Annotated in this window: 25 protein-coding genes and 1 tRNA gene; 10 read left to right on the forward strand and 16 right to left on the reverse strand. The window is 66.5% G+C overall.

Annotated elements, in window-relative coordinates:
• Positions 1 to 59: 59 nt before the first annotated feature.
• The gene (locus HJG53_RS00560) at positions 60 to 692 is read right to left on the reverse strand and encodes a carbonic anhydrase (RefSeq protein ID WP_171127303.1); all 633 of its coding nucleotides are present in this window, start codon (positions 690 to 692) and stop codon (positions 60 to 62) included.
• 68 nt (positions 693 to 760) lie between these two features.
• Here HJG53_RS00560 and lipA point away from each other — a divergent pair, with 68 nt between their 5' ends.
• The gene (gene lipA / locus HJG53_RS00565; RefSeq protein WP_171127304.1) at positions 761 to 1,693 is read left to right on the forward strand and encodes a lipoyl synthase; all 933 of its coding nucleotides are present in this window, start codon (positions 761 to 763) and stop codon (positions 1,691 to 1,693) included.
• The gene (locus HJG53_RS00570; protein WP_171127305.1) at positions 1,693 to 2,178 is read left to right on the forward strand and encodes a type II toxin-antitoxin system RatA family toxin; all 486 of its coding nucleotides are present in this window, start codon (positions 1,693 to 1,695) and stop codon (positions 2,176 to 2,178) included. Before lipA ends, HJG53_RS00570 begins: the two co-directional genes overlap by 1 nt.
• On the opposite strand, the gene HJG53_RS00575 is transcribed toward HJG53_RS00570, so the two are convergent.
• Both HJG53_RS00575 and HJG53_RS00580 read right to left on the reverse strand, forming a co-directional pair.
• Positions 2,115 to 2,657: a CinA family protein gene (locus HJG53_RS00575; RefSeq protein ID WP_171127306.1), complete on the reverse strand. Its 543-nt coding sequence runs from the start codon at positions 2,655 to 2,657 to the stop codon at positions 2,115 to 2,117. The two genes, HJG53_RS00570 and HJG53_RS00575, sit on opposite strands and share 64 nt — an antisense overlap.
• On the reverse strand, positions 2,654 to 3,805 hold the full coding sequence (locus HJG53_RS00580; RefSeq protein WP_171127307.1) for a bifunctional 2-C-methyl-D-erythritol 4-phosphate cytidylyltransferase/2-C-methyl-D-erythritol 2,4-cyclodiphosphate synthase: 1,152 nt from the start codon (positions 3,803 to 3,805) through the stop codon (positions 2,654 to 2,656). The genes HJG53_RS00575 and HJG53_RS00580 overlap by 4 nt, the downstream gene beginning before the upstream one ends.
• Positions 3,806 to 3,870: 65 nt before the next feature.
• Between HJG53_RS00580 and dusB the strand changes: the two genes are divergently transcribed.
• From dusB to hflX, 5 genes are all read left to right on the forward strand, one after another.
• Positions 3,871 to 4,869 (forward strand): tRNA dihydrouridine synthase DusB, encoded by a 999-nt coding sequence (gene dusB / locus HJG53_RS00585; protein ID WP_171127308.1) that lies wholly within the window; start codon positions 3,871 to 3,873, stop codon positions 4,867 to 4,869.
• A 160-nt stretch (positions 4,870 to 5,029) separates the two neighbouring features.
• Positions 5,030 to 7,192 (forward strand): ATP-binding protein, encoded by a 2,163-nt coding sequence (locus tag HJG53_RS00590; protein ID WP_171128068.1) that lies wholly within the window; start codon positions 5,030 to 5,032, stop codon positions 7,190 to 7,192.
• A gap of 3 nt (positions 7,193 to 7,195) precedes the next feature.
• The gene (locus HJG53_RS00595; RefSeq protein ID WP_171127309.1) at positions 7,196 to 8,578 is read left to right on the forward strand and encodes a sigma-54 dependent transcriptional regulator; all 1,383 of its coding nucleotides are present in this window, start codon (positions 7,196 to 7,198) and stop codon (positions 8,576 to 8,578) included.
• Positions 8,579 to 8,606: 28 nt separating this feature from the next.
• Positions 8,607 to 9,152 carry an RNA chaperone Hfq gene (gene hfq / locus HJG53_RS00600; RefSeq protein ID WP_171127310.1) on the forward strand — a complete coding sequence of 182 codons (546 nt, stop codon included), beginning with the start codon at positions 8,607 to 8,609 and terminating at the stop codon, positions 9,150 to 9,152.
• Positions 9,153 to 9,195: 43 nt separating this feature from the next.
• Positions 9,196 to 10,491: a GTPase HflX gene (hflX, locus tag HJG53_RS00605; RefSeq protein ID WP_171127311.1), complete on the forward strand. Its 1,296-nt coding sequence runs from the start codon at positions 9,196 to 9,198 to the stop codon at positions 10,489 to 10,491.
• Between the two features lie 47 nt (positions 10,492 to 10,538).
• Here hflX and mazG read toward each other — a convergent pair whose 3' ends face one another.
• From mazG to HJG53_RS00650, 9 genes are read right to left on the reverse strand one after another with little or no spacing between them, the layout of a single operon-like run.
• Positions 10,539 to 11,309, reverse strand: a complete 771-nt coding sequence (gene mazG / locus HJG53_RS00610; RefSeq protein ID WP_171127312.1) for a nucleoside triphosphate pyrophosphohydrolase — start codon at positions 11,307 to 11,309, stop codon at positions 10,539 to 10,541.
• A 36-nt stretch (positions 11,310 to 11,345) separates the two neighbouring features.
• Positions 11,346 to 11,969, reverse strand: a complete 624-nt coding sequence (locus HJG53_RS00615) for a TIGR02281 family clan AA aspartic protease (RefSeq protein WP_171127313.1) — start codon at positions 11,967 to 11,969, stop codon at positions 11,346 to 11,348.
• Complete coding sequence (locus HJG53_RS00620) at positions 11,966 to 12,730, reverse strand: MBL fold metallo-hydrolase (protein WP_171127314.1); 765 nt, start codon at positions 12,728 to 12,730, stop codon at positions 11,966 to 11,968. The genes HJG53_RS00615 and HJG53_RS00620 overlap by 4 nt, the downstream gene beginning before the upstream one ends.
• Positions 12,727 to 13,503 (reverse strand): TatD family hydrolase, encoded by a 777-nt coding sequence (locus HJG53_RS00625; RefSeq protein WP_171127315.1) that lies wholly within the window; start codon positions 13,501 to 13,503, stop codon positions 12,727 to 12,729. Before HJG53_RS00625 ends, HJG53_RS00620 begins: the two co-directional genes overlap by 4 nt.
• On the reverse strand, positions 13,503 to 15,020 hold the full coding sequence (gene metG / locus HJG53_RS00630) for a methionine--tRNA ligase (RefSeq protein WP_171127316.1): 1,518 nt from the start codon (positions 15,018 to 15,020) through the stop codon (positions 13,503 to 13,505). The genes HJG53_RS00625 and metG overlap by 1 nt, the downstream gene beginning before the upstream one ends.
• 3 nt (positions 15,021 to 15,023) lie before the next feature.
• Positions 15,024 to 16,049, reverse strand: a complete 1,026-nt coding sequence (locus tag HJG53_RS00635; protein WP_171127317.1) for a DNA polymerase III subunit delta' — start codon at positions 16,047 to 16,049, stop codon at positions 15,024 to 15,026.
• Positions 16,046 to 16,672 carry a dTMP kinase gene (gene tmk, locus HJG53_RS00640; RefSeq protein ID WP_171127318.1) on the reverse strand — a complete coding sequence of 209 codons (627 nt, stop codon included), beginning with the start codon at positions 16,670 to 16,672 and terminating at the stop codon, positions 16,046 to 16,048. The genes HJG53_RS00635 and tmk overlap by 4 nt, the downstream gene beginning before the upstream one ends.
• A complete protein-coding gene (locus HJG53_RS00645; protein WP_171127319.1) occupies positions 16,669 to 17,835 on the reverse strand; it encodes a D-alanyl-D-alanine carboxypeptidase family protein in 1,167 nt (388 codons plus the stop codon). The genes tmk and HJG53_RS00645 overlap by 4 nt, the downstream gene beginning before the upstream one ends.
• An 8-nt stretch (positions 17,836 to 17,843) precedes the next feature.
• Positions 17,844 to 18,878 (reverse strand): lytic transglycosylase domain-containing protein, encoded by a 1,035-nt coding sequence (locus HJG53_RS00650; RefSeq protein WP_171127320.1) that lies wholly within the window; start codon positions 18,876 to 18,878, stop codon positions 17,844 to 17,846.
• A 101-nt stretch (positions 18,879 to 18,979) separates the two neighbouring features.
• Between HJG53_RS00650 and HJG53_RS00655 the strand changes: the two genes are divergently transcribed.
• Positions 18,980 to 19,069: transfer RNA gene (locus HJG53_RS00655), tRNA-Ser, on the forward strand.
• A gap of 88 nt (positions 19,070 to 19,157) precedes the next feature.
• Entirely contained in the window at positions 19,158 to 19,697 is a 540-nt protein-coding gene (locus tag HJG53_RS00660) for a hypothetical protein (protein WP_171127321.1), read from the forward strand.
• 37 nt (positions 19,698 to 19,734) lie between these two features.
• Here the strand turns inward: HJG53_RS00660 and HJG53_RS00665 are convergent, their stop codons facing one another.
• Together HJG53_RS00665 and HJG53_RS00670 are read right to left on the reverse strand one after the other, a co-directional pair.
• Positions 19,735 to 21,183, reverse strand: coding sequence for a M48 family metalloprotease (locus HJG53_RS00665; protein ID WP_171127322.1), 1,449 nt, complete (start codon positions 21,181 to 21,183; stop codon positions 19,735 to 19,737).
• A 45-nt stretch (positions 21,184 to 21,228) separates the two neighbouring features.
• Positions 21,229 to 21,687 (reverse strand): DUF6766 family protein, encoded by a 459-nt coding sequence (locus HJG53_RS00670; protein WP_171128070.1) that lies wholly within the window; start codon positions 21,685 to 21,687, stop codon positions 21,229 to 21,231.
• A gap of 124 nt (positions 21,688 to 21,811) precedes the next feature.
• Between HJG53_RS00670 and HJG53_RS00675 the strand changes: the two genes are divergently transcribed.
• Entirely contained in the window at positions 21,812 to 22,099 is a 288-nt protein-coding gene (locus tag HJG53_RS00675) for a hypothetical protein (RefSeq protein WP_171127323.1), read from the forward strand.
• On the opposite strand, the gene HJG53_RS00680 is transcribed toward HJG53_RS00675, so the two are convergent.
• Together HJG53_RS00680 and HJG53_RS00685 are read right to left on the reverse strand one after the other, a co-directional pair.
• A complete protein-coding gene (locus tag HJG53_RS00680) occupies positions 22,090 to 23,268 on the reverse strand; it encodes a hypothetical protein (protein WP_171127324.1) in 1,179 nt (392 codons plus the stop codon). The genes HJG53_RS00675 and HJG53_RS00680 overlap by 10 nt on opposite strands.
• Before the next feature lie 57 nt (positions 23,269 to 23,325).
• Positions 23,326 to 23,619: an Hpt domain-containing protein gene (locus HJG53_RS00685; RefSeq protein ID WP_171127325.1), complete on the reverse strand. Its 294-nt coding sequence runs from the start codon at positions 23,617 to 23,619 to the stop codon at positions 23,326 to 23,328.
• Positions 23,620 to 23,655 lie beyond the last annotated feature (36 nt).

Genomic DNA, 23,655 nt, shown 5'->3' on the forward strand with positions numbered 1-23,655 from the left:
CTCTCCCTCTTGGACGAACACTGGCCGATTGAACGGCCTTGGTGCCGGAACCGTTCCAATCAGGCGGGATGGAAGGCGCCATCTTCTCCGAGCAGGTGCAGCACGCCGTCGGCGATCGCGAAATAGGCGCCGTGCAGCTTCAGCGTTCCGGCCTGCTCCCGCTCGCGCACGAACGGGAAACTGCGGAGATTGTCGATGCTGACCTTGACAGCCTCCAGCTCCATCGCGCGGCCGACTTCCGGTCCTTCGCCGTGACTATGAACGACACGGTCGCGCGCTGCATCAAGCAGGCTCATCCAGCCGGCGATGAAGCCGCCTTCCCCCGGTGCCGCTTCCTCGAAGCGCCGCGTCAGCGCTGCATTGACGCCGCCGCACGCACCATGGCCCATGACCACGATTTCGGCCACTTCAAGTTGGGTGACGGCGAACTCGAGCGCTGCCGACACGCCGTGCCGGCCGCCACCGGTCTCGAACGGCGGCACCATGGCGGCAACGTTGCGCACGACGAACATCTCGCCCGGCGAGGTGTCGAAGATCTGGCTGGGGTCCACGCGGCTGTCGGAACAGGCGATCACCATCACCTTGGGCGTTTGCCCGTCCTTCAGTTCGGCCCAGCGCTCGCGCTGCTGGCGCCAGCCGGTGTCGCGGAAGCGGTTATAGCCGGCGATGAGTGCGTCCAGGGGCTGCGTCATGGCGTCGGCCGTTAGGGCAAGGAGGGAAGGGGTGGCAAGCCGGGGCCGGGCTCGCTATCTGCGAGCGCATGAGCGAAGCCGATCCGATCCCGAACCTCACCGAGGGAAGACCAGCGCGCATCCGCAAGCCCGACTGGATCCGGGTCAAGGCGCCGACCAGCACCGGTTTCGCCGAGACGCGGCAGCTGATGCGCCGGCTCAATCTTGCGACCGTGTGCGAAGAGGCCGCTTGCCCGAACATCGGCGAGTGCTGGACCAAGAAGCACGCGACGGTGATGATCCTGGGCGACACCTGCACCCGCGCCTGTGCCTTCTGCAACGTCAAGACCGGCATGCCGCGCGCGGTCGACGCAAAGGAGCCGCAGCATGTTGCCGATGCGGCGGCCGAGCTGGGGCTGGAGCATATCGTCGTGACCTCGGTCGACCGCGACGACCTGCCGGATGGCGGCGCGTCGCAATTCGTGAAGGTGATCGAGGCGCTGCGCCGAACCACGCCATCCACCACCATCGAGATCCTCACGCCCGATTTCAGGAACAAGCACGAAACCGCTGTGGAAGCGATCGTTTCCGCGCGGCCCGACGTCTATAACCACAATCTGGAGACGGTGCCGCGCCTCTACCCGACGATCCGGCCAGGCGCGCGCTATTATGCATCGCTGCGGCTGCTGGAGGGCGTGAAGAAGCTCGACCCGTCGATCTTCACTAAATCGGGCATCATGCTCGGCCTAGGCGAGCAGCGGCTCGAAGTGCATCAGGTGATGGACGACATGCGCTCGGCCGACGTCGATTTCCTCACCATGGGTCAATATCTGCAGCCGACGCCGCGTCACGCGAAAGTGGAGGAGTTCGTCACCCCCAAGGCGTTCGACGCCTATGCGGCCATCGCACGTGCCAAGGGCTTCCTGCTCGTCGCTTCCTCGCCGCTAACCCGGTCGAGCTATCACGCCGGCGACGACTTCGCGAAGATGAAGGCGAACCGGGAGGCAAGGCTGGCGCGCTGATGCCTCGCCATTCCGAAACCCGCCAGCTGCCCTACACGCCCGAACAGATGTTCGACCTGGTGGCCGATGTCGCGCGCTATGGCGAGTTTCTGCCCTGGGTGGCGGCGGTGCGGGTGCGTTCGAACAGCGCCACCGAAATGGTTGCCGACCTGATCGTCGGTTTCAAGGCGCTCAGGGAGCGGTTCACCAGCCGGGTGCATAAGGACCGGCCCGGGCACATCCATGTCGACTATCTGGAAGGGCCGCTCAAGCATCTGAGCAATGACTGGAAGTTTCGGCCTGACGGGCAGGGCGGCACGCTCGTCGATTTCTGCGTCGATTTCGCCTTCCGGAACCGCGTGTTCGAGGCGCTGGCCGGCCAGATGTTCGACACCGCGCTTCGCCGGATGATCAATGCGTTCGAGGAGCGGGCGGCCGTGCTCTACGGCGCCCGCGACAGCGCTGCTTCCGGCATCAGCAGTTCCAAAGCGCACAGCGCCGCCTGAAGGCGAACCCCGCCGCGGCCGAGGTCTCCGAACTCGCGCCGCTCGGCCTTGATCTTGTCCGGTGGGGCGTCGCGTTCGGCGCGGGCGAAGACCACCGTGCCGACCGGCTTTTTCTCCGTGCCGCCATCGGGCCCGGCAATGCCGGTGATGGCGACGGCGACATCCACCTCGGCCTTGTGCATCGCGCCTTGGGCCATCGCCCAGGCAGTGGCGATCGACACGGCGCCGAAGGTCTCCAGCACGTCGGTCGACACTCCGAGCATGCGCATCTTCGCATCATTGCCATAAGTGACGAAACTCGCCTCGAACACGTCCGAGGAACCCGAGATTTCCGTGAGCGCGGCGCCAACCAGGCCGCCGGTGCAGCTCTCGGCGACCGCGATGCGCCGTCCGGCCGCACGATTGGCCTCGGTCACCTCGCGCGCCTTCGCGACCAGCTCCGGCGGCAGCAGGGCCTCGGCATGCGGACGATCGTTCATGGAGAGACCTCATACTGGCTGACGGTGGCGACCGCTTGGGCGGAGATGCCCTCGCCGCGTCCGGTGAAACCCAGCCGCTCGGTGGTGGTTGCCTTGACGCTGACGCGGGGCAGGGGAAGCGCCAGCAGTTCGGCAATCCGAGCGCGCATGGCGTCACGCTGAGGGCCGATCTTGGGCGCTTCGCAGACGATCGTCAGGTCGACATGCTCGATGCGCGCGCCCGCTTGGGCGACCAAAGCGGCAGCGTGTTGCAGAAAGCGATCAGAGGATGCGCCGCGCCACCGGGAGTCGCTCGGCGGAAAATGCTGGCCGATGTCGCCGGCGCCGACCGCGCCGAGTAGCGCATCGGTCAGCGCGTGAAGCGCGACATCGGCGTCGGAATGCCCTGCCAGCCCCTTGTCGTGGGGAATAAGCAGACCACCGAGCCACAATTCTTCGCCCTCGGCGAGACGATGGACGTCGAGGCCCATGCCGGTGCGGAAGATGCGCTGGCCGAGCCGTGCTTCGGCGGCGGCGAAATCCTGTGCCTGGGTAATCTTTTCGAGCCGCACGTCGCCTAGGATGGTCGCGACCTCATATCCGACCGCGCGCAGCATCTGGGCGTCGTCGGTCGGCTCCGACTCATTCGTCCAGCTCGCATGGGCGGCACGGATCGCCTCGACGCGAAACGCCTGCGGAGTCTGGACGCGGAGCAGGGCGCTGCGGTTGACGACTTCGCCCAGCATCTCCCCCGATTGCGCGAGCGTGTCAGCCACAGGCAGGACCGGAACGGCGCCTTGATGATCATTCAAGGCGGAAAGGAGGCGGTCGATCACCTCGGCGGGGACGAACGGCCGGGCGGCGTCGTGGATCAGGACGCGCTCGGCATGGCCGATCGCCTCCAGCCCTGTCAGCACCGACAGCCGCCGCGTTGCGCCCCCAGGGGCGGTGGCAAGCAAGGCGCGCCCGGCAAGCGCCTCCTCCAGCATTCCGCGCTGATCTTCCCCCGTGACCACCACCACGCCGGACACATCGGGATGTGCCACGAGGCCGTCATAGGCATGCGCGACCAATGCCTTGCCGGCCAGCCTGCGGAATTGCTTGGGCACGCCGCCGCCCGCGCGCGTGCCTTGGCCGGCGGCGACGATCAGGGCGACGGTCTTGCTCACTTCCGCCCGTTAGCGGGCCGCCGCCTTGTCGAAAAGGGGCGCAGACGCTATGTGCCCGCCCCTCAATGGCACAGTTGACGCCCATCCAGGTCGGCCCGGTGCGGATCGACAGCCCCGTGCTGCTGGCGCCGATGACCGGCGTCACCGATCTGCCATTCCGCCGCATCGTGCGGCGCTTCGGCTCGGGTTTGAACGTCACCGAGATGATCGCCAGCCAGGCAATGATCCGAGAGACGCGCCAATCACTGCAGAAGGCCGCTTGGGATCCGATCGAGGAACCGGTATCGATGCAGCTCGCCGGCTGCAGCCCTACCGAAATGGCCGAAGCCGCCCGGCTCAACGAGGATCGGGGCGCGGCGATCATCGACATCAACATGGGCTGCCCGGTCAAGAAGGTCGTCAATGGCGACGCCGGCTCCGCGTTGATGCGCCAGATCCCGCTCGCGACCGCGATCATCGACGCAACCGTCAAGGCGGTGAAGGTGCCGGTCACCCTCAAGATGCGGATGGGGTGGGACCATCATAGCCTGAACGCCCCCGAGCTCGCGCGGATCGCCGAGGGTCTGGGGGTGAAAATGATCACCGTCCATGGCCGCACGCGCTGCCAGATGTATCGCGGCGAGGCGGATTGGGCGTTCGTCCGGCAGGTCAAGGATGCGGTCGAGCTGCCGGTGATCGTCAATGGCGACATCTGCTCGATCGACGATGCCGAACAGGCGCTCGAGCAATCGGGTGCGGACGGCGTGATGATCGGGCGCGGTGCTTACGGCAAGCCGTGGCTGCTCCGCCAGGTGATGCACTGGTTCGCCACCGGGCACCGGCTGCCCGAGCCGAGCATCGAAGAGCAGTATCACCTGATCGTCGAGCATTATCACGCGATGCTCGATCACTACGGCGAGCTGACCGGCGTCAACATGATGCGCAAGCATATCGGCTGGTACACGCGCGGGCTGCACGGGTCGGCCGAGTTCCGCAACCGCATCAACCAGGAAGCGAGCAGTGCCAGGGCGCTCGCCATGTTGCGCGAATTCTACACTCCCTGGCTGAGCCGCGCCGCGGCCTGAGCGGCTCTCGCGCCAAGTCGCTGTTGCGAAAGCGCAACAGAGGTTTGGCTTGACGGAAAACTGTTGTATCGATGCAACGATGACGGCCGCCCAGGCTATTGATTCACGACGTCCCCGCTGGCGCCGCACCTTGTCGGTGATCCAGCGGCGCTCGCGTTACATGCCGGCGGTGGAGCTGCTGACGCTGGCGGTCGCGATCGCGATCGGCGTGGGCAGCTATTTCCTGCTCGACCGCCAGCCAAGCGATCGGCCGTTGACGCCGCCCTTGGTTGCGCTGCTGCTGGTCGCGAACCTTGTGCCGGCCATTGCCCTGCTCGTGCTGTGGGGCCGGCGCGTGGCGAAGAAGCGCGCTGCCCAGTCGCCAGTTGGAGGGGGAGGGCGGCTGCACGTCCGCCTCGTCGCGCTTTTTTCCGTGATCGCCGCCGTGCCGACGCTGCTGGTCGTGATCTTTGCGTCGCTGCTGTTCCAATATGGCGTCGAGTTCTGGTTCTCGGACCGAGCGCGCGGCATGCTCGAAAATGCCGGCGAGCTGGCGCAGGGCTATTATCAGGAAAAGCGGCAGGACGTTGCCGCTGAGACCGTCACCATGGCCGGCGACCTGCGCGACTATCTCGGTCAGGCGCGATCGGATAGCCCTGAGTTTGTCGAGGGCTATGGCTGGCAGGTGCTGTCTCGCGAGTTCAGCGAGTCGGCGATCGTGTCGATCGGCCCAGACGGTACCGCCCGCACCCTCGCCATGGTGAACCCGGATTCGCGCCCGGTCGAACGACGAGTCTCGCCGGAAATCGTCGGGCGCCTGCTGCGCGGGGAGAGCGTGGTGGTGACGGACAGTCCCGACCGCATCGAAGCCGTCACTCGGCTGCAGCCCAACACCAACACCTTCCTCTACAATTCGCGCATCTCCGATCCGCAAGCACTGGCCCAAACCGCGCGCGCCAAGGCGGTGCTGAAGGATTATGACGCGTTGCTGGAGCGCTCCCGCGTGCTGCAGCTGCGCTTCAATGCCGCGCTATTGCTGATCTCTCTGCTGGTCGTCGGTGCCGCCGTGTGGATCGCGCTGCGGGTCGCCGACCGGCTGGTGCGGCCCGTCGGCGAATTGGTCGATGCCGCGCGGAAGGTAACCGCGGGCGATCTCTCCGCCCGGGTCGCGACGCCGCGGGAGCGGGACGAGATCGGCACGCTCGCCAATGCCTTCAATCGCATGACCCGGCGGCTCGAGGAACAGACGCAGCAGCTCGTCGGCGCCAACGACCTTCTCGACCGACGCCGCGCCTTCACGGAAGCGGTGCTTTCCGGCGTCACGGCCGGGGTCGTGTCGGTAGACCCCGATCGCAGCATCCGCCTGATGAACAGTTCGGCCGCCGCCCTGCTCAAATCAGGCGATCATGCCGTCGGCAGGACGCTCGACGAGATCGCGCCGGAACTCGCGGCCATGCTGGGGAAGGGCGATTGCGAGCAGGTTGTGCAGCTGACCAGCGGCGGCGAGCCGCGCACGCTGGCTGTCAAGATCGTGGTCACCGATCCGGGCTCGGTCCTCACTTTCGACGACATCACCGAGCAGCTGCTGGACCAGCGTCGCGCCGCCTGGTCGGACGTCGCGCGGCGGATCGCGCACGAGATCAAGAATCCGCTCACGCCTATCCAGCTCGCCGCGGAACGGCTCCAGCGCCGCTATGGCAAGGAGATCGAGAGCGACCGCTCAACGTTCGACCGGTTGACCGAGACGATCGTGCGGCAGGTCGGCGACTTGCGGCGGATGGTCGACGAATTCTCGTCCTTCGCGCGGATGCCCAAGCCCTTGTTCCGCGAGGAGCCGGTGGTCGATATCGGTCGCCAGGCGCTGTTCCTGCACGAGGTTGCGCACCCGACGATCCGCTTTTCGTTCGACGCGCCGGAGCCGCCGCCGCTGCTGGTCTGCGACCGCCGCCAGCTCGGCCAGGCGCTCACCAATATCGTCAAGAACGCGGTAGAAGCGATCGAGCGGAAAGAGGAGATCGGCGAGGGCTTTGTGAGCATGCGCATCACGGAGCCCGATGAGCGCCGGCTGATCATCGAGGTCGCGGACAATGGCGCCGGGCTGCCGGCCGACCGCAGCCGCCTCTTCGAACCTTATATGACGACCCGCGCCCGCGGCACGGGCCTCGGCCTCGCCATCGTCAAGAAGATCGTCGAGGAACATTTCGGCACGATCGAGCTGAAGGATCGGGACGGGGGCGGCACTCTGGTCTGCATCTCGCTCGATCGCGAAGCGCTGGCGCCGCTCGCCGACGCCAATGCGGAGATTGAAGAAGAACGCGCGCCGATCGCGCTGACACGGAGCTGAGGAGTGGCGCTGGACGTACTCATCGTCGATGACGAGCAGGATATTCGCGATCTCGTCGCCGGCGTGCTGGAAGACGAAGGCTATACGGCGCGCAGTGCCGCGGACAGCGATGCGGCGCTGGACGCGATCCGGGACCGGCGGCCCTCGCTGGTGCTGCTGGACGTGTGGCTGACCGGGTCGAAGCTCGACGGCCTGGAACTGCTCGACGAGATCAAGCGGCGCGATCCCTCGCTACCGGTGCTCGTGATCTCAGGCCACGGCAATCTCGACACCGCCGTTGCCGCGGTGCGCAAGGGCGCCGCCGACTTCATCGAGAAGCCGTTCGAGGCGGAGCGGCTGCTGCTGCTCGTCTCGCGCGCCACGGAAACCGAACGACTCCGGCGCGAAAACGCCAATCTGAAGGCCCAGGTCGGTGGCGGCGACGAGCTGACGGGCAGTTCCTCGGCGATCAACCAGGTGCGGGCGACGCTTAAGCGTGTGGCCGCGACGGGCAGCCGGGTGCTGATCTCCGGGCCCGCCGGCGTGGGCAAGGAGGTCGCGGCCCGCCTGCTCCACATGTGGAGCCCGCGCGTCGAGGCGCCCTTCGTCGTCGTCAGCGCCGCGCGGATGACGCCCGAGCGGGTGGAGGAGGAATTGTTCGGAGTGGAGGAGGGGGGCGAGCTCGCTCGACCCGGCCTCCTGGAGCAGGCGCATGGCGGAACGCTCTTTCTCGACGAGATCGCCGACATGCCGACCACGACCCAAGCCAAGATCCTGCGGGTGCTGACCGACCAAAGCTTCGCGCGGGTCGGCGGCCAGCGCACGGTCAAGGTCGATGTGCGGGTGGTCTCGGCGACCTCGCGGCACCTGCCGGACGAAATCGGCGCGGGGCGCTTCCGCGAGGATCTCTATTACCGGCTGAACGTGGTGCCGGTGCACCTGCCGCCGCTGGCAGAACGGCGGGAGGACATCCCGGCGCTGGTCGACCATTTCGTCGCCCGCTATGCGTCCGAACGGCGGGTGCCGACGCCCGAGGTGGCGATGGACGCGATGGCAGCTCTCCAGGCCTATGACTGGCCGGGCAATGTCCGCCAGCTGCGCAACATCGTCGAGCGCACGATCATCATGGCGCCCGGCGACCGCATCGGGCGGGTCGATATCGACATGCTGCCCCCGGAGGTGCTCAGCGACCAGCCGCAGCTCGCCTCCAATGCGGCGCAAACCGCGATGATGGGCGCGCCGCTGCGGGAGGCGCGAGAGACGTTCGAGCGCGAATATCTGCGCGTGCAGATCCGCCGCTTTTCCGGGAACATCTCGCGCACGGCGAGCTTCATCGGCATGGAGCGTTCGGCACTTCACCGGAAGCTGAAGCTGCTGGGCCTCGCCGATGTGAAGGACGAAGAGTAGCGACTCGACGCTCCGTGGCTTTGCGGCTATGGAGCGGGCGCTTCCACAGGGGGAGCCGAGAAGCCGCCAACAAGAGCGGAGGCATGACATGGCCGACAGGGTCAATAATCTTCAGGACATCTTCCTGAATTCGTTACGCAAGTCGAAGACGCCGGTGACCATGTTCCTGGTCAAGGGCGTCAAGCTTCAGGGCATCATTACCTGGTTCGACAATTTCTCGGTGCTGCTGCGCCGGGATGGCAATTCGCAGCTTGTCTACAAGCATGCGATATCGACTGTGATGCCGGCTGGTCCCGTCGATCTCGCGCTGATCGAGAAGGCGTTCACCGACGGACAGAAGAAATCGGGCGGCCTGCAGGAAGTGTTCCTCAATGCCGTTCGCCGCAGCGAAGAGCCGGTAACGATGTTCCTCGTGAACGGCGTGATGCTGCAGGGGGAGGTGGCGGCATTCGACCTGTTCTGCCTGCTGCTTCGTCGCGAGAGCCAGACGCAATTGGTCTACAAGCATGCCATCTCGACCGTGCAGCCGGCGCATCCGCTGAATCTGGCTGAAGAGCAGGCGCAGGGCGACTGAAGCACCCGTTTGATCGGGTGGCGATCGTTCCTATCTGTAGGCCATGACCGGCTTCCAGCGTGACTATGACGAATTCGCCCGCGGCGCTCGCGCGGTGATCGCCTATCCCGACCTGCGCAATGCGGACGGGCGGGACACGTCCGCACGCCTGGACGAGGCTGCGGGCCTTGCCGAAGCCATCGGCATCGAAGTGGTCGAGCGGCTGGCTTTTCGCGTGCGCGCGCCCAAGCCCGCCACCCTGTTCGGCAGCGGCCAGGTCGAGGAGATCGCCACCGCGGTCCGCGCGCAGGAAGCGGATTTGGTCATCGTCGACGGCGCGATCACGCCGGTGCAACAGCGTAACCTGGAGGAGGGGACCAAGGCCAAGGTCATCGACCGCACGGGCCTCATTCTGGAAATATTCGGCGAGCGTGCAGCCACTGCCGAGGGCCGGCTGCAGGTCGAACTCGCCCATCTCGACTATCAGGCGGGACGGCTGGTGCGCAGCTGGACCCACCTCGAGCGGCAGCGCGGCGGCTTCGGCTTCCTCGGCGGCCCCGGTGAAACGCAGATCGAGGCCGACCGCCGGCTGATCCGCGACCGCATGGCCAAGCTGCGGCGGGAACTGGAGACGGTCAGCCGCACGCGCACGCTCCACCGCGACCGACGCAAGCGAGCGCCGTGGCCGGTAATCGCGCTGGTCGGTTACACCAATGCCGGCAAGTCGACGCTGTTCAACCGCCTGACCGGAGCGGACGTGATGGCGGAAAATCTGCTGTTCGCGACGCTCGACCCAACCATGCGGCAGATCGCGCTGCCGGGCCTCGATAAGGCGATTCTTTCGGACACGGTCGGCTTCGTGTCCGACCTGCCGACGCAGCTCGTCGCCGCCTTTCGGGCGACGCTCGAGGAGGTCATTTCCGCCGATCTAATCATCCATGTCCGTGACATTGCCCATCCAGACAGCGATTCCCAGCGCGCCGACGTCGAACGTGTGCTGGCGGAGATCGGCGCCGAGGCGCCCAAGATCGAGGCGTGGAACAAGCTCGACAGCCTCGATCCAGAGCAGCGCAGCCTGGTAGAGGCCGATGCCGCGCGCCGGGACGATGTCGTCCTGATCTCCGCGCTTGGCGGGGAAGGGGTGGACCGTCTCACCCGCCTGGTTTCCGATCGGTTAACCACTGCCAATCGCCTGCGACATATCGAGCTGCCGCTGACCGAGGGCGCTGCGGCGGCCTGGCTGCACGAGCATGGCGAAGTGGTCGGCCAGGAGACGATCGATGGCGACCGCATCGCCTATGACGTGCGCCTGTCGGACGCGGAATATAGCCGCTTTCAGGCTCGTTCCTTCGCCTGCTAATCCGCTCGTCCCGAGCGAAGTCGAGGGGCGGAAAGCGCGCCCTCCGACTACGCTTCGCTCCGCTCAGGACGAGCGGAAGATTTTGCTCGCAGCCAAAGTTCTTCCTTTTCTTCCAGGGAGCGTTCGACAAAGCTCTGGTCCATCGCTTCCATCAGGCGGAAGCGGCGTTCGAACTTTTCGTTCGCGCGGCGCAGCGCGGCTTCCGGGTCGATCTTCAGATGCCGTGCGAAGTTGACGACGGCGAAGAGCAAATCGCCGACTTCCTCTTCCACGCTCTCGGGTGGGGCCGAAGCGATTTCGTCCAGTTCTTCGAGGATCTTGGCGCGGGCGCCGCTGGCGTCGGGCCAATCGAAGCCGGTGCGCGCGGCACGCTTCTGCAGCTTTTCGGCGCGCAGCAAGGCGGGCAGCGCCCGCGCGACGCCGGCAAGAGCACTCGAATCGTCCTTGGCGGCACGCTCGGCGGCCTTGACGGCTTCCCAGCCGGGGGATGCGCCGTCGCCGAACACATGCGGATGACGACGCTCCATCTTGTCGGAAATGGCGGTGAGCACGTCCGCAAGGTCGAAGGCGCCAAGTTCCTCGGCCATGCGTGCGTGGAACACGACCTGCAGCGCTAGATCGCCGAGTTCGTCTTTCAGCGCCTCGAGGTCGTCTCGCTCGATCGCGTCGGCGACCTCATAGGCTTCCTCGATCGTATAGGGCGCGATAGTGGCGAAGGTCTGCTGGACATCCCATTCGCAGCCATGCTCAGGGTCGCGCAGACGCGCCATAATGGCGGCGAGCTTTTGCAGTGCGAGGGGGCCAGATTGTTCGTCCATTTCAGAGTCCGATAATATACATTATGTAAAGCACGATCATGTTCCGCTGCTCCGAGCAGGCTGCTTCGGCTCAAGGACAAGGCTTTGTCCCTCCACCCTCCAGCTGCGCAGCGAAGACAGGAAGTTCATGCCGAGGACGTTGGTGTCACCGAATGCCGGCGCCACCACGACCGCCAGATCGGTCGCGACGATGGGCCCGACGCTGAGCCGTTCGACACGCGCGCGGCGTGCTTCGACCGGACCATTGGCCGTGTTGATCAACACCGGAAACCCGCCGCTGTTGACGGCAACACCGGCGTCTCGCGCGGTGTCGCTCGACAATGCCGTGGTTGTCGCGCCGCTGTCGATCAGGAACCGGACGGACGTGCCGTTAACCCGGGCGCGCACCCAGAAATGCCCGTCGGGCGCCATCGGCACGCGCAAGCTGCCGCCGATGGTCTGGCCACGTTCGCCGAGCACATCGCCGCCGACGCGCTGTGCCACCGCGCTCAGTTCCTCACGATAGCTATAGCCGACCAACAGTGCCGCGAAGATCAGCACCCAGCCCGCGGCCATCCGCGCGGCCTGTCCCAATGGCAGCCGCCGCGCGAGCAGGCTCGACCCGACGAGCACCAGCATCAAGGCGGTGCCGATCAGCTGCGCCGCCTGGCCGTCGTTCAAAACTCGATTACCTGATTGTCGAAGCCCGGTTCGACTCCGCTCGGCAGTTCGGCGACCAAGCTCCTGTAATCCATGGAGTTGTCCATGTGAGTCAGCAGCGTTAGCCGGGGCGACAGCGCATCGGCCCAGCCTAGCACTTCGGCCAGATGCGGATGCGTCGGGTGCGGCCGCCGGCGCAGCGCATCAACGATCCAGAGGTCGAGCCCGGCATAATGGGTCAGCATCGCAGCGGTCATCGCGTGGAAGTCGGTCGCGTAGCCCACCGCGTGCTCGTCGGCCTCGAAGCGCAGGCCGGCCGACGTGATCGAGCCATGCGGCTGGTCGACCGTGCGCACGACAATGTCGCCGATCGTCATCTCGTCCCTCAGCTCGGCAAGGCTGCAGGTGGCCGGATAACCGTCTGCGCCTTCGAACACATAGCCGAACCGGCGCATCAGCACCGCGATGGTCGCCGGCCGTGCAAAGCCGGCAATGGGCGCGCCGCCATTATGGTAAAGCTGGCGTAAGTCATCGAGGCCGTGGACATGATCGGCATGATCGTGCGTCCAGATGACTGCATCGATCTGCGCCGTGCCGGCGTCGAGCAGCTGCATGCGCAGGTCTGGCGAGGTATCGACGAGAATGCGCGTGCACGCGGTTTCGACGAGGATGGAGACCCGGCGGCGAGCATTGCGTGGCTCGGCCGGGTCGCACTGCCCCCAGTCATTCCCGATCCGTGGCACGCCGGACGAGGTCCCGCAGCCGAGGATCGTGACCTTCATGCGGTAGCCTTGGTGAACAGCGCGCGGAAGTTGCGCGTCGTCGTCTCCGCCAAGGCTTCGACGCTGGTGCCGCGCAATTCGGCCAGGAACCGCGCCGTATCCGCCAGGAAGGCCGGCTCGCAGGTCCTGCCCCGGTGCGGCACCGGTGCGAGGAACGGCGCGTCGGTTTCGATCAGCAGCCGATCGCCCGGCAAGCGCCGGGCCGTCTCCTGCAGGTCGCGCGCATTCTTGAATGTCACGATACCCGAAAGCGAGATAAAAAGGCCGAGTTGCAGTGCCTTGTCGGCGAATGCTCCGCTGGCGGTAAAGCAGTGAATTACGCCGGTATAGGCGCCCTTCCCCATCTCGTCTGCCAATATGTCAGCGGTGTCTTCCTCGGCATCCCGAGTGTGGACGATCAGGGGCAGCCCTGTTTCGCGTGCGGCGGCGATGTGCGCGCGAAAGCTCGCGCGCTGCCGGTCGCGGTCGCTATGATCGTAATAGTAATCGAGGCCGGTCTCGCCGATCGCGATCACCTTCGGATGCGCTGCCTTGGCGACCAGTTTGGCAGTATCCACGTCCGGATGTGCGTCGGCTTCGTGCGGGTGGATGCCGACCGACGCCCAAATCTGCGGATCCGTCTCGGCCGTGCCGATGATCGCATCCCATTCGTTCTCACGCGTCGAAATGTTCAGCATCGTGCCCACGCCCGCCGTCCGCGCCCGCGCGATCGTACCGGCCTGATCCTCGACCAGGCCCTTATAGTTCAGATGGCAATGGCTGTCGGTGAACATCAGGCCGGCAGCTCGAGCCGGGGAAAGATCGGGCTCGGCGGCTGCAGTTGCGCGGAGTCGATCCAGCTCCGGTCGTCCAGGTCCGCAAAACTCCTGGCATCGACGCCGAGAAGGTCGAGCAGTTTGTCGGCGGAAGCGGGAATGATCGGGCGTATCGCGATGGCGAGGTCGCGGATCGCCAGCAGCAAGGTGCGCAGCACGGCCTCCATCCGCTCCGGGTCGGTCTTGCGCAGCGCCCACGGCGCCTGCGCGTCGACATATTGGTTGCAGGCGAACACGGCCCGCATCCAGGCCTCGCATCCCTGGGCGAGTGCAAGTTGCTGGAAGGCCGCGGGCAGTTCTTCACGGCATGCGCGCGAGACGGCGTCGAGCAGTTCAGCATCGGCAGGATCGCCGCGCCCGGCTGTCGGCACGCGCCCGAGGTTCTTCGCTATGAAGCTGAGCACCCGCTGCGCCAGATTGCCGAAGCTGTTGGCAAGATCGGCATTGGCGCGGGTGACGATCGCCTCGTCCGAATAACTGCCATCCTGGCCGAAATTGACCTCGCGCAGCAGGAAATAGCGCAGTGCATCGACGCCATAACGCTCCGCCAGCTCCATGGGATCGACGACATTGCCGGCCGATTTGGACATCTTCTCGCCACGGTGAAGCAGGAATCCATGCGCGAACACGGCTTTCGGCAGGGGAATGCCCGCGGACATCAGGAAGGCCGGCCAATAGACGGTGTGGAAGCGCGTGATGTCCTTGCCGATGATATGGACATCAGCCGGCCAGAACGGTGCGTCGCCCGGATAGCCGACGCCCGTCAGATAGGACGTCAAGGCGTCGACCCAGACATACATGACGTGCCCGTCCGATCCGGGAACCTTCACGCCCCAATCGAAGCTGGTGCGCGAGACCGATAGATCGGCGAGCCCGCCTTCGACGAAGCGCAGCACTTCATTGCGGCGGCTCTCGGGCCGGACGAAGTCCGGATTGGCCGCATAGTGGTCGAGCAATGGCTGCTGGTATTTGGACAGGCGGAAGAACCAGGTCTCTTCCACCGTCCATTCGACTGGGGTGCCCTGAGGCGAGAGCTTCTGCCCCCCTTCCCCCTCGACCAGTTCCTTCTCGTCGTAAAAGGCCTCGTCACGGACCGAGTACCAGCCTTCGTAGCGGCCGAGATACAGATCGCCATTCGCTTCCATCGCCTGCCAGATGGCGCGGCTCGCTTCGTGATGGGCGGGCTCCGTGGTACGAATGAACCGATCGAAACTGATGTTAAGGATGCGGTCCATCTCCTGGAAATAGCTAGACATTTCGTCGGCAAGCGCCCGCGTCTCGACGCCGCGGTCGCGCGCCGTCTGGGCCATTTTCAGGCCGTGCTCGTCCGTGCCGGTCAGGAAGAAGGTCTCGCGGCCCATCATCCGCTGGAACCGCGCGATCGCGTCAGTGGCGATCGCTTCATAGGCATGGCCGATATGCGGACGGCCATTCGGGTAGGCGATGGCAGTGGTGATGTAGAAGCGGTCGGCCATGGCTCAGCCTTTAGCGGCTGAGCCACCTTGGGCAAGCGCGGCCACATAGGAGCCGAGCTGGAACACGGTCGCCTGCGGGTCGAGCGAAAGGCCGATCGCACCCGAGGCGAGGTCGCGCGCCTTGCTCCAGTTGACGAGCGCCTGCTCCAGCGCCGGCCCCTGCCGGGCCTTGGCCTGCGCGGCGATGAAGGCGGGCGCCCGCTCCAGAAACGCCTCATAGCGTGGCTGCGCCGCCTTTAGAGACAAGGTCTTGGCGAGCGACACCCTGGTGGCGTTGCTCGGATCGCCCGTCCTAGCGAGCTGGTCGAGCGCCGTGTCGAGCGCGCCGATGTCCAGCCCGGCAAAGCGCAGCGCCTGGCCGGGGGCGCCCTCTCCCGCGTTTATGAGCGCGTCGAGCTCCGCCCCGCTCGCCTCCGGCAGATGCGACTGCAGGACGGCGCGCATGTTCTCGTCATCAAGCGGGAGAAAGCGGAGGGTTCGGCAGCGGGATCGGATCGTGGGCAGCAAGCGGCCGGGCATGTGACTCACGAGGAAGAAGACGGTGCCGGCGGGCGGCTCCTCCAGGCTCTTCAGAAGGGCGTTGGCCGCGCCCCGCTCCATGTCGTCCGCAGCGTCGATGACAATGGCGCGGCGGTTCGACAGCGAGGGCGCCACCGAGAGGATGCGGTCGAGCCAGCGGATCTGGATCACCTTGATGTTGCGGCCCAGCGCCTCGTCGCCCTTGCGCTCGTCGAGCGGCAGCACCTCGTCCGGCTTCTTCCAGACCTCGCGCTCGACCAGACGATAGTCCGGGTGGCTGCGCGCGGCGAAGAGCTTGGCGATGCGGTGTTCGGGATCGACGTCGAGGCCCTCACCGTCTACGTTCGGATCGGCAGCCTCGGCGAGCAGACGCAGCGCCGCGGCCTTGGCAAAGCTCGCCTTGCCAACGCCTTTCGGCCCGACGAGCAGCCAGGCATGGTGCAGCCGCTCGCCGCGCATCGTGTTGAGAAAGGCCGCGCTTTGCGCCTCCTGCCCGAGGAGCGGTGTCACGGCAGCAGGTCCGCAAGCTGGCCCAGCAGACGTTCCGTCACCTGCTCGGCGCTCCCTGAAGCATCGACGAGGCGAACCCGGTCAGGATCTTGCCGCGCGAACTCGCGAAATGCCGCGACCACCTCCGCGTGAAAGTCCGGGTCACGGCCCCCGATCCGGTCCGAGGACCCACCGTCCCGCGCATGCGCACGTGCGGCCGCTTCCTCATCGGCCAGGTCCAGCACCAGGGTGCGATCAGGCAGCACGCCGCCGCTACCGATCGCATGCAGGCGCAGCACATTATCGTCGCCCAGACCCCCTGCAATTCCCTGGTATGCACGCGAACTGTCGAGAAAACGGTCGCAGACGACCCATTTGCCGGCTTGCACTGCGGGGCGAATGGTCTTGGCGAGATGATCCGCGCGTGCGGCGGCGAAAAGCAGCGCTTCGGACGGCATCGACCAACGGTCGCCCTCGCCCTCGAGCAGCAGCCCGCGGATGGCCTCGGCGCCATCGCTGCCACCCGGCTCTCGCGTCAGCACCACGTCCAGGCCGCGGGCGCGGAGCGCATCGGCGAGGCGGCGCGCCTGCGTGGACTTGCCGACCCCTTCGCCGCCCTCGAGCGTGATGAATTTGCCGCTCAAGCGAAGAAGGAGGTGAGCGCGGCCCAGATGCGGCCGAAGAACCCAGCTTTGCCGACATCGCTTTCGGCGACCAGCGGCATAGTCTGGGGCGGCGTGTCGGGCGTCGACACGACCAGATCGGCTACGTGCTGCCCCTTCCTGATCGGCGCCTTCAACGGCCCGTTATAGACCACCTTCACCTGCACGTTAGACGCCGCGCCGCCCGGTAACGTCACGGCGAGGTTGCGCGGTGCGATCAGGCCCACCTGGTCCTCGTCGCCCAGTTGCACATCGGCGGTCTCGACCCGCGCGCCCTGCTTGAAGAGCGGCTTGGCCTGCCAGGCGCGGAACCCCCACTCCATGAAGCGGACCGATTCGGCGATGCGCTGGTTGAAGCTGTCGAGCCCTGAAATGACCATCACCAGCCGCCGGCCATTCTGCTCGGCGGAACCGGTAAAACCATAGCCGGCCTCTTCGGTGTGGCCGGTCTTCAGGCCATCGGCGCCCTGCACCCGTCCGAGCAGCGGGTCGCGATTGGCCTGGGTGATCGGGTCGCCGCCGCCCAGTGTCTTGCCCCAGGTGAACTCGGTGCGGCTGTAATATTTCTTATAGAGCTGCGGATGGTCGCTAATCGTCGCCGCCGCGAGCTTGGCGAGATCGCGCGCGGTCACCTGCGTGCAGCCTTCGTCCGGCCAGCCATTGGAGTTGCAGAACCGGCTGCCGCTCATCCCGAGCCGCCGCGCGGCCTGGTTCATGCGTTCGGCGAAGGCCTGTTCGGTGCCGGCAATCCCTTCCGCCAGCACCACCGACGCGTCGTTGCCCGACAGCACCACGATGCCGTTCAGCAGATTCTCCACCGAGACCTGCTCGTTGGGGCTGAGGAACATCGTCGACCCCGCGGCCGGCCCGTGCCATTTCTGCCAGGTTTCCGGGCGAACCTGGAAAGTCTGGCCCTCCTTCAGCTCGCCCTTCTTGATCATGTCGAACGCGACATAGACTGTCATCATCTTCGCCATCGACGCCGGCGGCATACGGCGGTCGGCATCCTTCGCGTAAAGCTCGGCGCCCGAGGACAGGTCGAGCATATAGGCGACCGGCGCGGGCGTCTCGAATGGCGGCGCGGCGGCGACGGTTGGAGTGGCGAGTGCGACGAGGAAGAGCGAACCGGGCAGATAGGGCTTCATTCGGATACTCACGATGCTTGGGCGACTTCGTCCGCCAGCAGCCCTACCGAAAGCGCGTAGAAATTGGAGCAGTTATAATCGAGGATCGCGCGGTAATTGCTCGTGAGCAGATAAGCCGTGGCCCCCGGGCCGTCCGGCTCCAGCAATGTCACCAGTTCGGCATCGCGCAGGCGCGCCCCCCCGGCCTGCACCACCCCCCGCGCGCGCCACTCCGCGACCGTCATCCAGCGGGTGTGGCGTTCGTGCACACGCGGGCACCGCGGTGACGTGACCTTCCCCGCCACCGAGGTCCGGTCAAGATAAGGCGGGACGCTCGCCGCCACACCCCAGGGCCGCCCCGGTCGCCAGCCGGCGCTGACGAAGTAATTGGCGATGGAAGCAAGCGCGTCGGCCTCCGACGTCCAGATGTCGACGCGGCCGTCGGCATCGCCGTCCCGAGCCAGGCGGAGATAGATGCTGGGCAGGAACTGCGGATAGCCGGTCGCGCCCGCCCAGCTGCCCTTCAGCCGATCGCGCGGCACGCCGCGGTCCATCATCTTGAAGGTCGCGATCAGTTCCTTGGTGAACAGCTCGCGGCGTCGGCCTTCATAGGCCAGGCTGGCGAGCGAGCGCGGCAGGTCGAAGTCGCCGGTATAGGAGCCGTAATTGGTCTCATGGCCCCAAATGGCGACCATGATTTCCTCCGGCACGCCGGTCTGCGCCTCGACGCGCGACAGCAGCGGCCGCAGCGCCTGGTATTTGGCCCGGCCACGATCGATGCGCGCGCGGTCGACATGCTTGACGCGATAGGGTGCAAAGGCCGGGATCGAGGCGGAAGGCGGCGCGGCGGGGTTGCCGCCCGGCTGCGCGCGGTCGAGCTCCACCACCCGCGGGTTGAGGCTTAGGGTCGGCAGCACCTGGTCCAGGGTCCGTGCACTCACGCCCTCGCGCAGTGCCTGCTGGCGCACCTGCTCCAGAAAGGCCTGAAACCCCGTTTCGTCCTGAGCCGCGACGGGTGCTCCTACACCGAGCAACATCGCGGCGGCGGCAATCAACTTACGCATGCCGGCACCTCTTCCCGCTTTTGCAAGACTGCCACAAGCCCGCGCCTCGAGAACAGAGTTTTCTTGCGTCCCGTTCCCGAAGCGATAAGCGCTTGGCGGCCGGACAGGTGGCCGAGTGGTTTAAGGCAGCGGTCTTGAAAACCGCCGTGGGTGCAAGTCCACCGTGGGTTCGAATCCCACCCTGTCCGCCATGCTCCCTTGCGAATTGCACGGAACGTGAGTCAGCGCGCGCCCGTTCTGCTCTCCGGCCGTGTAGGGCCGATTTCCAGGAGAGCATCGATGAACAACACCGTCGTGTCCGCTGTGTTCGACAGCTATGACGAGGCCGAACGCGCCCTTTCCGAGTTGCGCCGAGCGGGGGTGCGCGAGAGCGCAGTGTCCGTCATCGCGCAGCGCGACGGCAAGACGACCGAGACCAGCGACGGGCATACGACCGAACATGATGGGCATGGCAGCATCATTCGCGGGCTGATCGGTGGCGGCGCACTTGGCGCCGGCCTCGGCGTCGCGGCGCTTGCGATTCCGGGTGTCGGCCCCTTGGCGGCAGCCGGCGCGATTGCCGCTTCGGCCGTGCCGGAAGCGATCGGCATCGGCGCCGTCATCGGCGCGGCGGCTGGCAGCCTCAACGAAGCGCTCCACAAGCATGGCGTCAGCCATGAAGACGCCAATTACTATGGCGAGCGGATCAAGCAGGGCGGCATCTTCGTCTCGGTCGATCCGAGCGACGCGGGCATCACGCGCGATGCCGCGGAAGATATTCTCTATCGCCATGGCGGGCACAGCTCGACTCGCGCACGCGCCACCACGAGCGCTTACTGATGATGAAAGCGGGGCGCCTCCGGAGAGGCGCCCCGCTTCACCGATCGGCCCAGCTGACGATCTTCACGCGCTGGCCGGGCCGCAGCCGGTCACCTCGAGAGAGCCCGTTCAGCAGCTGGAACAGCTCGCGAGGATGAGCATCGGCCATCCGCCCCGCTAGCGTGTCGATTGTATCACCCATCGCCACGATAACCGTTCGGATCACGCGCGGGCGCAAGCGCGCCACTTCGTCGGAAGAGAGGCGACGGAAGGAACGGAAAAGCTCCGCCACCCGGTCGAGGCTCGGCTCGGTCGGGGGCGAAAGGATCGCGAAATGATAGGCCTGACCATCGCCGCCCTCATAGGCGGCGATGCTGATCGGAACGGTCCCCTGCCGCGATGCTACCGAAAGCTGCACGAAAATGGCGGGAAGTCCGTTCACCAGCGCCTGCGAGACCTGGGCTTGCGCCTCCCCCTGCCCGACAATCTGCCGGACCAGCGCCTCGGCGTAACGGTCGAGCCGCCCATCGGGCATGGCCCCGCCGCCGAACTCCCCGCGCAGGCCGCGCGGGCCGGTAAGCATGATCGCCTGCGGACTGTTGGTCAGCGTGAACCCCGGCGGTGCCGTAAAGGCGATGCGCATGAGCGGATGCACGAAGCTGCGGCCGAGGACGAAGCCCTGCTCCGGGTCATCGGCATAGAGCAGGCCGTCCACTTCCGCGAGATAGGCTGCCTCGTTTTCCGGTAAGGTGTCGGGATTGGGCTCGATCTTGCGGGCCAAGCCCTGCGCGCGCGCGATGCGGTTCTCGGTCAGCGGATGGCTGCTCGCCCATTCGGGAATGGCGCTCGCCTGGTCGCGCCCGCTGGTCGCGGTCAGAAACTGTTCCTGCCGGCCAAGCGCCGCCAGCATGTCCGGCGCGGCGTGGGGATCATAGCCTGCCGCTTCCAGATAGCGGATGCCGAGCGCGTCGGAGTCGTATTCCTGCGCGCGGGAGTAGCGCAGCGTGAAATATTGCGCCGCCTGGCTGGCGAGCCTGGTCAGCTGTTCCGACCCGGTCAGGCTGACCGCGATGACGCCAATGGTCCGCCAGATCGACCGTTGCTCCTGCCGCCGCGAATGGGCCCCGACGATATGGCCGACTTCATGGCCCAATACGGAGGCGAGTTCCGCCTCGCTGGTCACGATCGCGAACAGGCCCCGCGTGACATAGATGTAGCAGCCGGGAACAGCGAATGCATTGACGACGTCGGTGTTGACCAGCGTGAAGGTGCACTGCCCTTGCAGGCCGGCAGCGGTCGCCATCTTCTCGCCCAGAGCCGCCACATAGCGCGCTTCTTCGCCCGCATAGGCACCGCCGAACTCCGCAAGCAGCCGGGGATGCTGCTCGGCGCCATAGACGCGGTCTTCCTCCGACACTCTCGCCACAGGCTCGGGGCCGCCGCCACAGGAGCCGAGCAAGAGCGAGGCAGTGACGAGGCTTGCGAGGGGGCGAAGGATGCGCGGCATGACGGCTCAACCGGATATGCAGGCGAAAGGTCCCGCAGCAAGACCTCAGCTAGTCGCGCGCGCCGCGACGTGAGGCACATTCTCGCCGGCCTTGCGCGCCAACTCGTCCGAATGAGCGAAGGGGTCGGAGTTGCCGTGTGTCCGGGCGTAGAGTTCATCGAGCTGCTCGATCAGGCGCCCGCCTTCCTTGCCGCCGGTGATGCGGATCAGCGCGTCGATTTTGGCTTCCATCCGGTCGTCATTCTCCTTGGATGAGGGCGAGCCGATGTAGAGGAAGTAGGCGAGGCCAACGACCTGCCAGAGCAGCTGCAGGAATTCGGATTGCCAGTTCTCGAACACGTCGCGCGCCCATTCGGTCAGGAATGCCGAATATTCAGGCGTCTGGCCGTGGTCGGTCGCAGTGTCCTGAAAGGCAAGCCAGCCGAAATGCAGGTGCAGGACCATCGACACGGCGAAAAAGGCCAAGGTCAGCCACGCATAGCCGTATCGCTTGAAGAACCCCATGCGCATCTCCGCCTCCATTGTTCCGCATCGGGAACGACGTGACTTGGGTGAGGTTCCGTTTGCGCGGCGGTGGACAGGCTCGCTCCCGGGATCATATGCTGCTCGTCGGAGAGGGAGCGAGCCGATGGGCTATGTCGAGGATAAAAGGCTGCACGACCTGATCGATCTTGTCGGGATGCGCGCGCAGGCGACGTCCGTCGGACTGGTACAGCTGGCGATCGAGCTGAACCGTGCCGGCGTGCTGGACGATGCCGCCGTGGACCGGATCAAGGACGCGATCGCCAAGGAAATCTGCCTGAACCGGCCCAAATCTGTCCCGCAGGAGCATTTCAGCGCCAATCTCCGCGCACGGCTCGATCGGTTGTTCGCGGGCGAGGAGCCGGTCGGCGACGCACGCGTACTTCAGGACTGACGTCGGGTCAGCCGCTGCAGCGCGAGCAGTGAAGCGAAGGCGACCGCCGCTTGCACGGCGAGCCCACCGACCCACCACCCCGCAAGGCCGAAGGGCAGCATCAGCCAAATGAGCAGGTCCGTCTCGGCCAGCCAGAGCGGCCTCGGAGCCGCCTTGCCGACCCAACGCTCATGTTCAAAGGCTGCGCTCACGAGGCCGAGGGTCATGATCGAGAGCGCGATCGATCCCCAGCCATAGTCTCGCAAGTTCCAACCGAGCGCGAGCTGGGCCGCGGCAGCGGCGGCCAGGCGCAGCTGGCCGGCGCGATGCTGGTCCCGACGCAACCGCAGGCTCAACGCCCCTAAATGGCGGCCAAGCGAGTCGAGCGGACCTGAAAACAGTGCGGCTAGAAGCGCCGGCCAGCGCCAGCCTGAGAGCAGCAGCAGCGCGCTTAGCCCCAGCAGCCCCGCCGAACCGGTGCGCAGCCAGGCGGGATCGATCATTGCGTGCATCGCCTTGGGGGCGAGCAGGCGCGCGACCGGCTCGAACAGATAGCGGTCGAGCAGGCCAGTCGGCCGGCGCGCTGCGCCGCGGCTGATCGCCTGTTCGACGAGCTGCGCCGCCGCAGGGTCGTCTACCCGCGCCAGGATCGCGACGCCCTCCACCGGAACCCGCGACGCCCCCGACTGGACGGCGTTGCGTAGCAGAGTCGACTGTAGCTCCCACTCGCCCAGCATGCGCGCGGTTCGGCGCACCAGTTCGCCGTCGGCGAGCAGCAGCCCCGCCCAGCGTGCATTCGCGTCGATCAGTTCCCAGCCGCGGGTGTCGGCGGCATCGGCGAGTACCAGGACAGCGGGCGCGGGCGTGGCGAGGATCCGCTCGATGGCGGCAAGGTCGCTGACCACGCCATCGGCCAGTAGCAGGATCCGCTCGTCGGTCTGTACCCGCTGCGCGACATCGTCGACCTGTCGCACCACCTCGATCGCCAGGCCGTCGGCGCGCAGCCGTGCGACCGCCTGGGCCAGCATGGGGCTCAGCCGCTCGGCGATGACTATGATACGCGCGGCGCCCGCCTCCGCGATCAGCCGCGCCTGATGCTCCATGACGGTCTGGCCGGCCACGGGCAGCTCCGCGCGCAGGCAAGCGCCATCGGCGGCTTCCTCGCCCGCGACGATCAACCCGGTCAGCATGATGGCCCCCGCATGGAGCCTGCGCTTAGGCCCTAATCGGCCGGCGCAAAAGCGGGATCAGAGCGCGACGGCGGCGACGCTGCCCTGCAACTCCACCAGCAGCCGGGAGTTGCGTGCCGAAGCGGCGGCGCGGCCGGCCTGCTCCATGAGGCTGGTTGCGCCAAAGCTTGCCGCAAGTCCCTTCAGCCGCAGCGCCGCGTCGCGCCACTCATCGTCCGACGCCGCTTCGGCCATCGCCCGGCAATGACGCTCGGCGCTTTCGATGAACGCGCCGCGCAGTTCCAGGACAAGGCTCTGATCGTCGCCAAAGGCGGCCGCGAGCGTGGTGTTGAGGGCTTGCTCGAAGGACATGGCGCCTGCTTATCCCCGAAATCCTTAAGGCCCGGT

This window comes from Sphingomonas sp. ID1715 (assembly GCF_013044515.1).
In the GTDB taxonomy this organism is placed as follows: domain Bacteria; phylum Pseudomonadota; class Alphaproteobacteria; order Sphingomonadales; family Sphingomonadaceae; genus Sphingomonas_B.

Excerpts from the sequence above, each read along its gene's own strand:
- HJG53_RS00560 (WP_171127303.1), bottom strand. The coding sequence starts at position 692 with ATGACGCAGCCCCTGGACGCACTCATCGCCGGCTATAACCGCTTCCGC.
- lipA (WP_171127304.1), top strand. The coding sequence starts at position 761 with ATGAGCGAAGCCGATCCGATCCCGAACCTCACCGAGGGAAGACCAGCG.
- HJG53_RS00570 (WP_171127305.1), top strand. The coding sequence starts at position 1,693 with ATGCCTCGCCATTCCGAAACCCGCCAGCTGCCCTACACGCCCGAACAG.
- HJG53_RS00575 (WP_171127306.1), bottom strand. The coding sequence starts at position 2,657 with ATGAACGATCGTCCGCATGCCGAGGCCCTGCTGCCGCCGGAGCTGGTC.
- dusB (WP_171127308.1), top strand. The coding sequence starts at position 3,871 with ATGGCACAGTTGACGCCCATCCAGGTCGGCCCGGTGCGGATCGACAGC.
- HJG53_RS00590 (WP_171128068.1), top strand. The coding sequence starts at position 5,030 with ATGCCGGCGGTGGAGCTGCTGACGCTGGCGGTCGCGATCGCGATCGGC.
- hfq (WP_171127310.1), top strand. The coding sequence starts at position 8,607 with ATGGAGCGGGCGCTTCCACAGGGGGAGCCGAGAAGCCGCCAACAAGAG.
- hflX (WP_171127311.1), top strand. The coding sequence starts at position 9,196 with ATGACCGGCTTCCAGCGTGACTATGACGAATTCGCCCGCGGCGCTCGC.
- mazG (WP_171127312.1), bottom strand. The coding sequence starts at position 11,309 with ATGGACGAACAATCTGGCCCCCTCGCACTGCAAAAGCTCGCCGCCATT.
- HJG53_RS00620 (WP_171127314.1), bottom strand. The coding sequence starts at position 12,730 with ATGAAGGTCACGATCCTCGGCTGCGGGACCTCGTCCGGCGTGCCACGG.
- HJG53_RS00625 (WP_171127315.1), bottom strand. The coding sequence starts at position 13,503 with ATGTTCACCGACAGCCATTGCCATCTGAACTATAAGGGCCTGGTCGAG.
- metG (WP_171127316.1), bottom strand. The coding sequence starts at position 15,020 with ATGGCCGACCGCTTCTACATCACCACTGCCATCGCCTACCCGAATGGC.
- HJG53_RS00645 (WP_171127319.1), bottom strand. The coding sequence starts at position 17,835 with ATGAAGCCCTATCTGCCCGGTTCGCTCTTCCTCGTCGCACTCGCCACT.
- HJG53_RS00650 (WP_171127320.1), bottom strand. The coding sequence starts at position 18,878 with ATGCGTAAGTTGATTGCCGCCGCCGCGATGTTGCTCGGTGTAGGAGCA.
- HJG53_RS00660 (WP_171127321.1), top strand. The coding sequence starts at position 19,158 with ATGAACAACACCGTCGTGTCCGCTGTGTTCGACAGCTATGACGAGGCC.
- HJG53_RS00665 (WP_171127322.1), bottom strand. The coding sequence starts at position 21,183 with ATGCCGCGCATCCTTCGCCCCCTCGCAAGCCTCGTCACTGCCTCGCTC.
- HJG53_RS00670 (WP_171128070.1), bottom strand. The coding sequence starts at position 21,687 with ATGGGGTTCTTCAAGCGATACGGCTATGCGTGGCTGACCTTGGCCTTT.
- HJG53_RS00675 (WP_171127323.1), top strand. The coding sequence starts at position 21,812 with ATGGGCTATGTCGAGGATAAAAGGCTGCACGACCTGATCGATCTTGTC.
- HJG53_RS00680 (WP_171127324.1), bottom strand. The coding sequence starts at position 23,268 with ATGCTGACCGGGTTGATCGTCGCGGGCGAGGAAGCCGCCGATGGCGCT.
- HJG53_RS00685 (WP_171127325.1), bottom strand. The coding sequence starts at position 23,619 with ATGTCCTTCGAGCAAGCCCTCAACACCACGCTCGCGGCCGCCTTTGGC.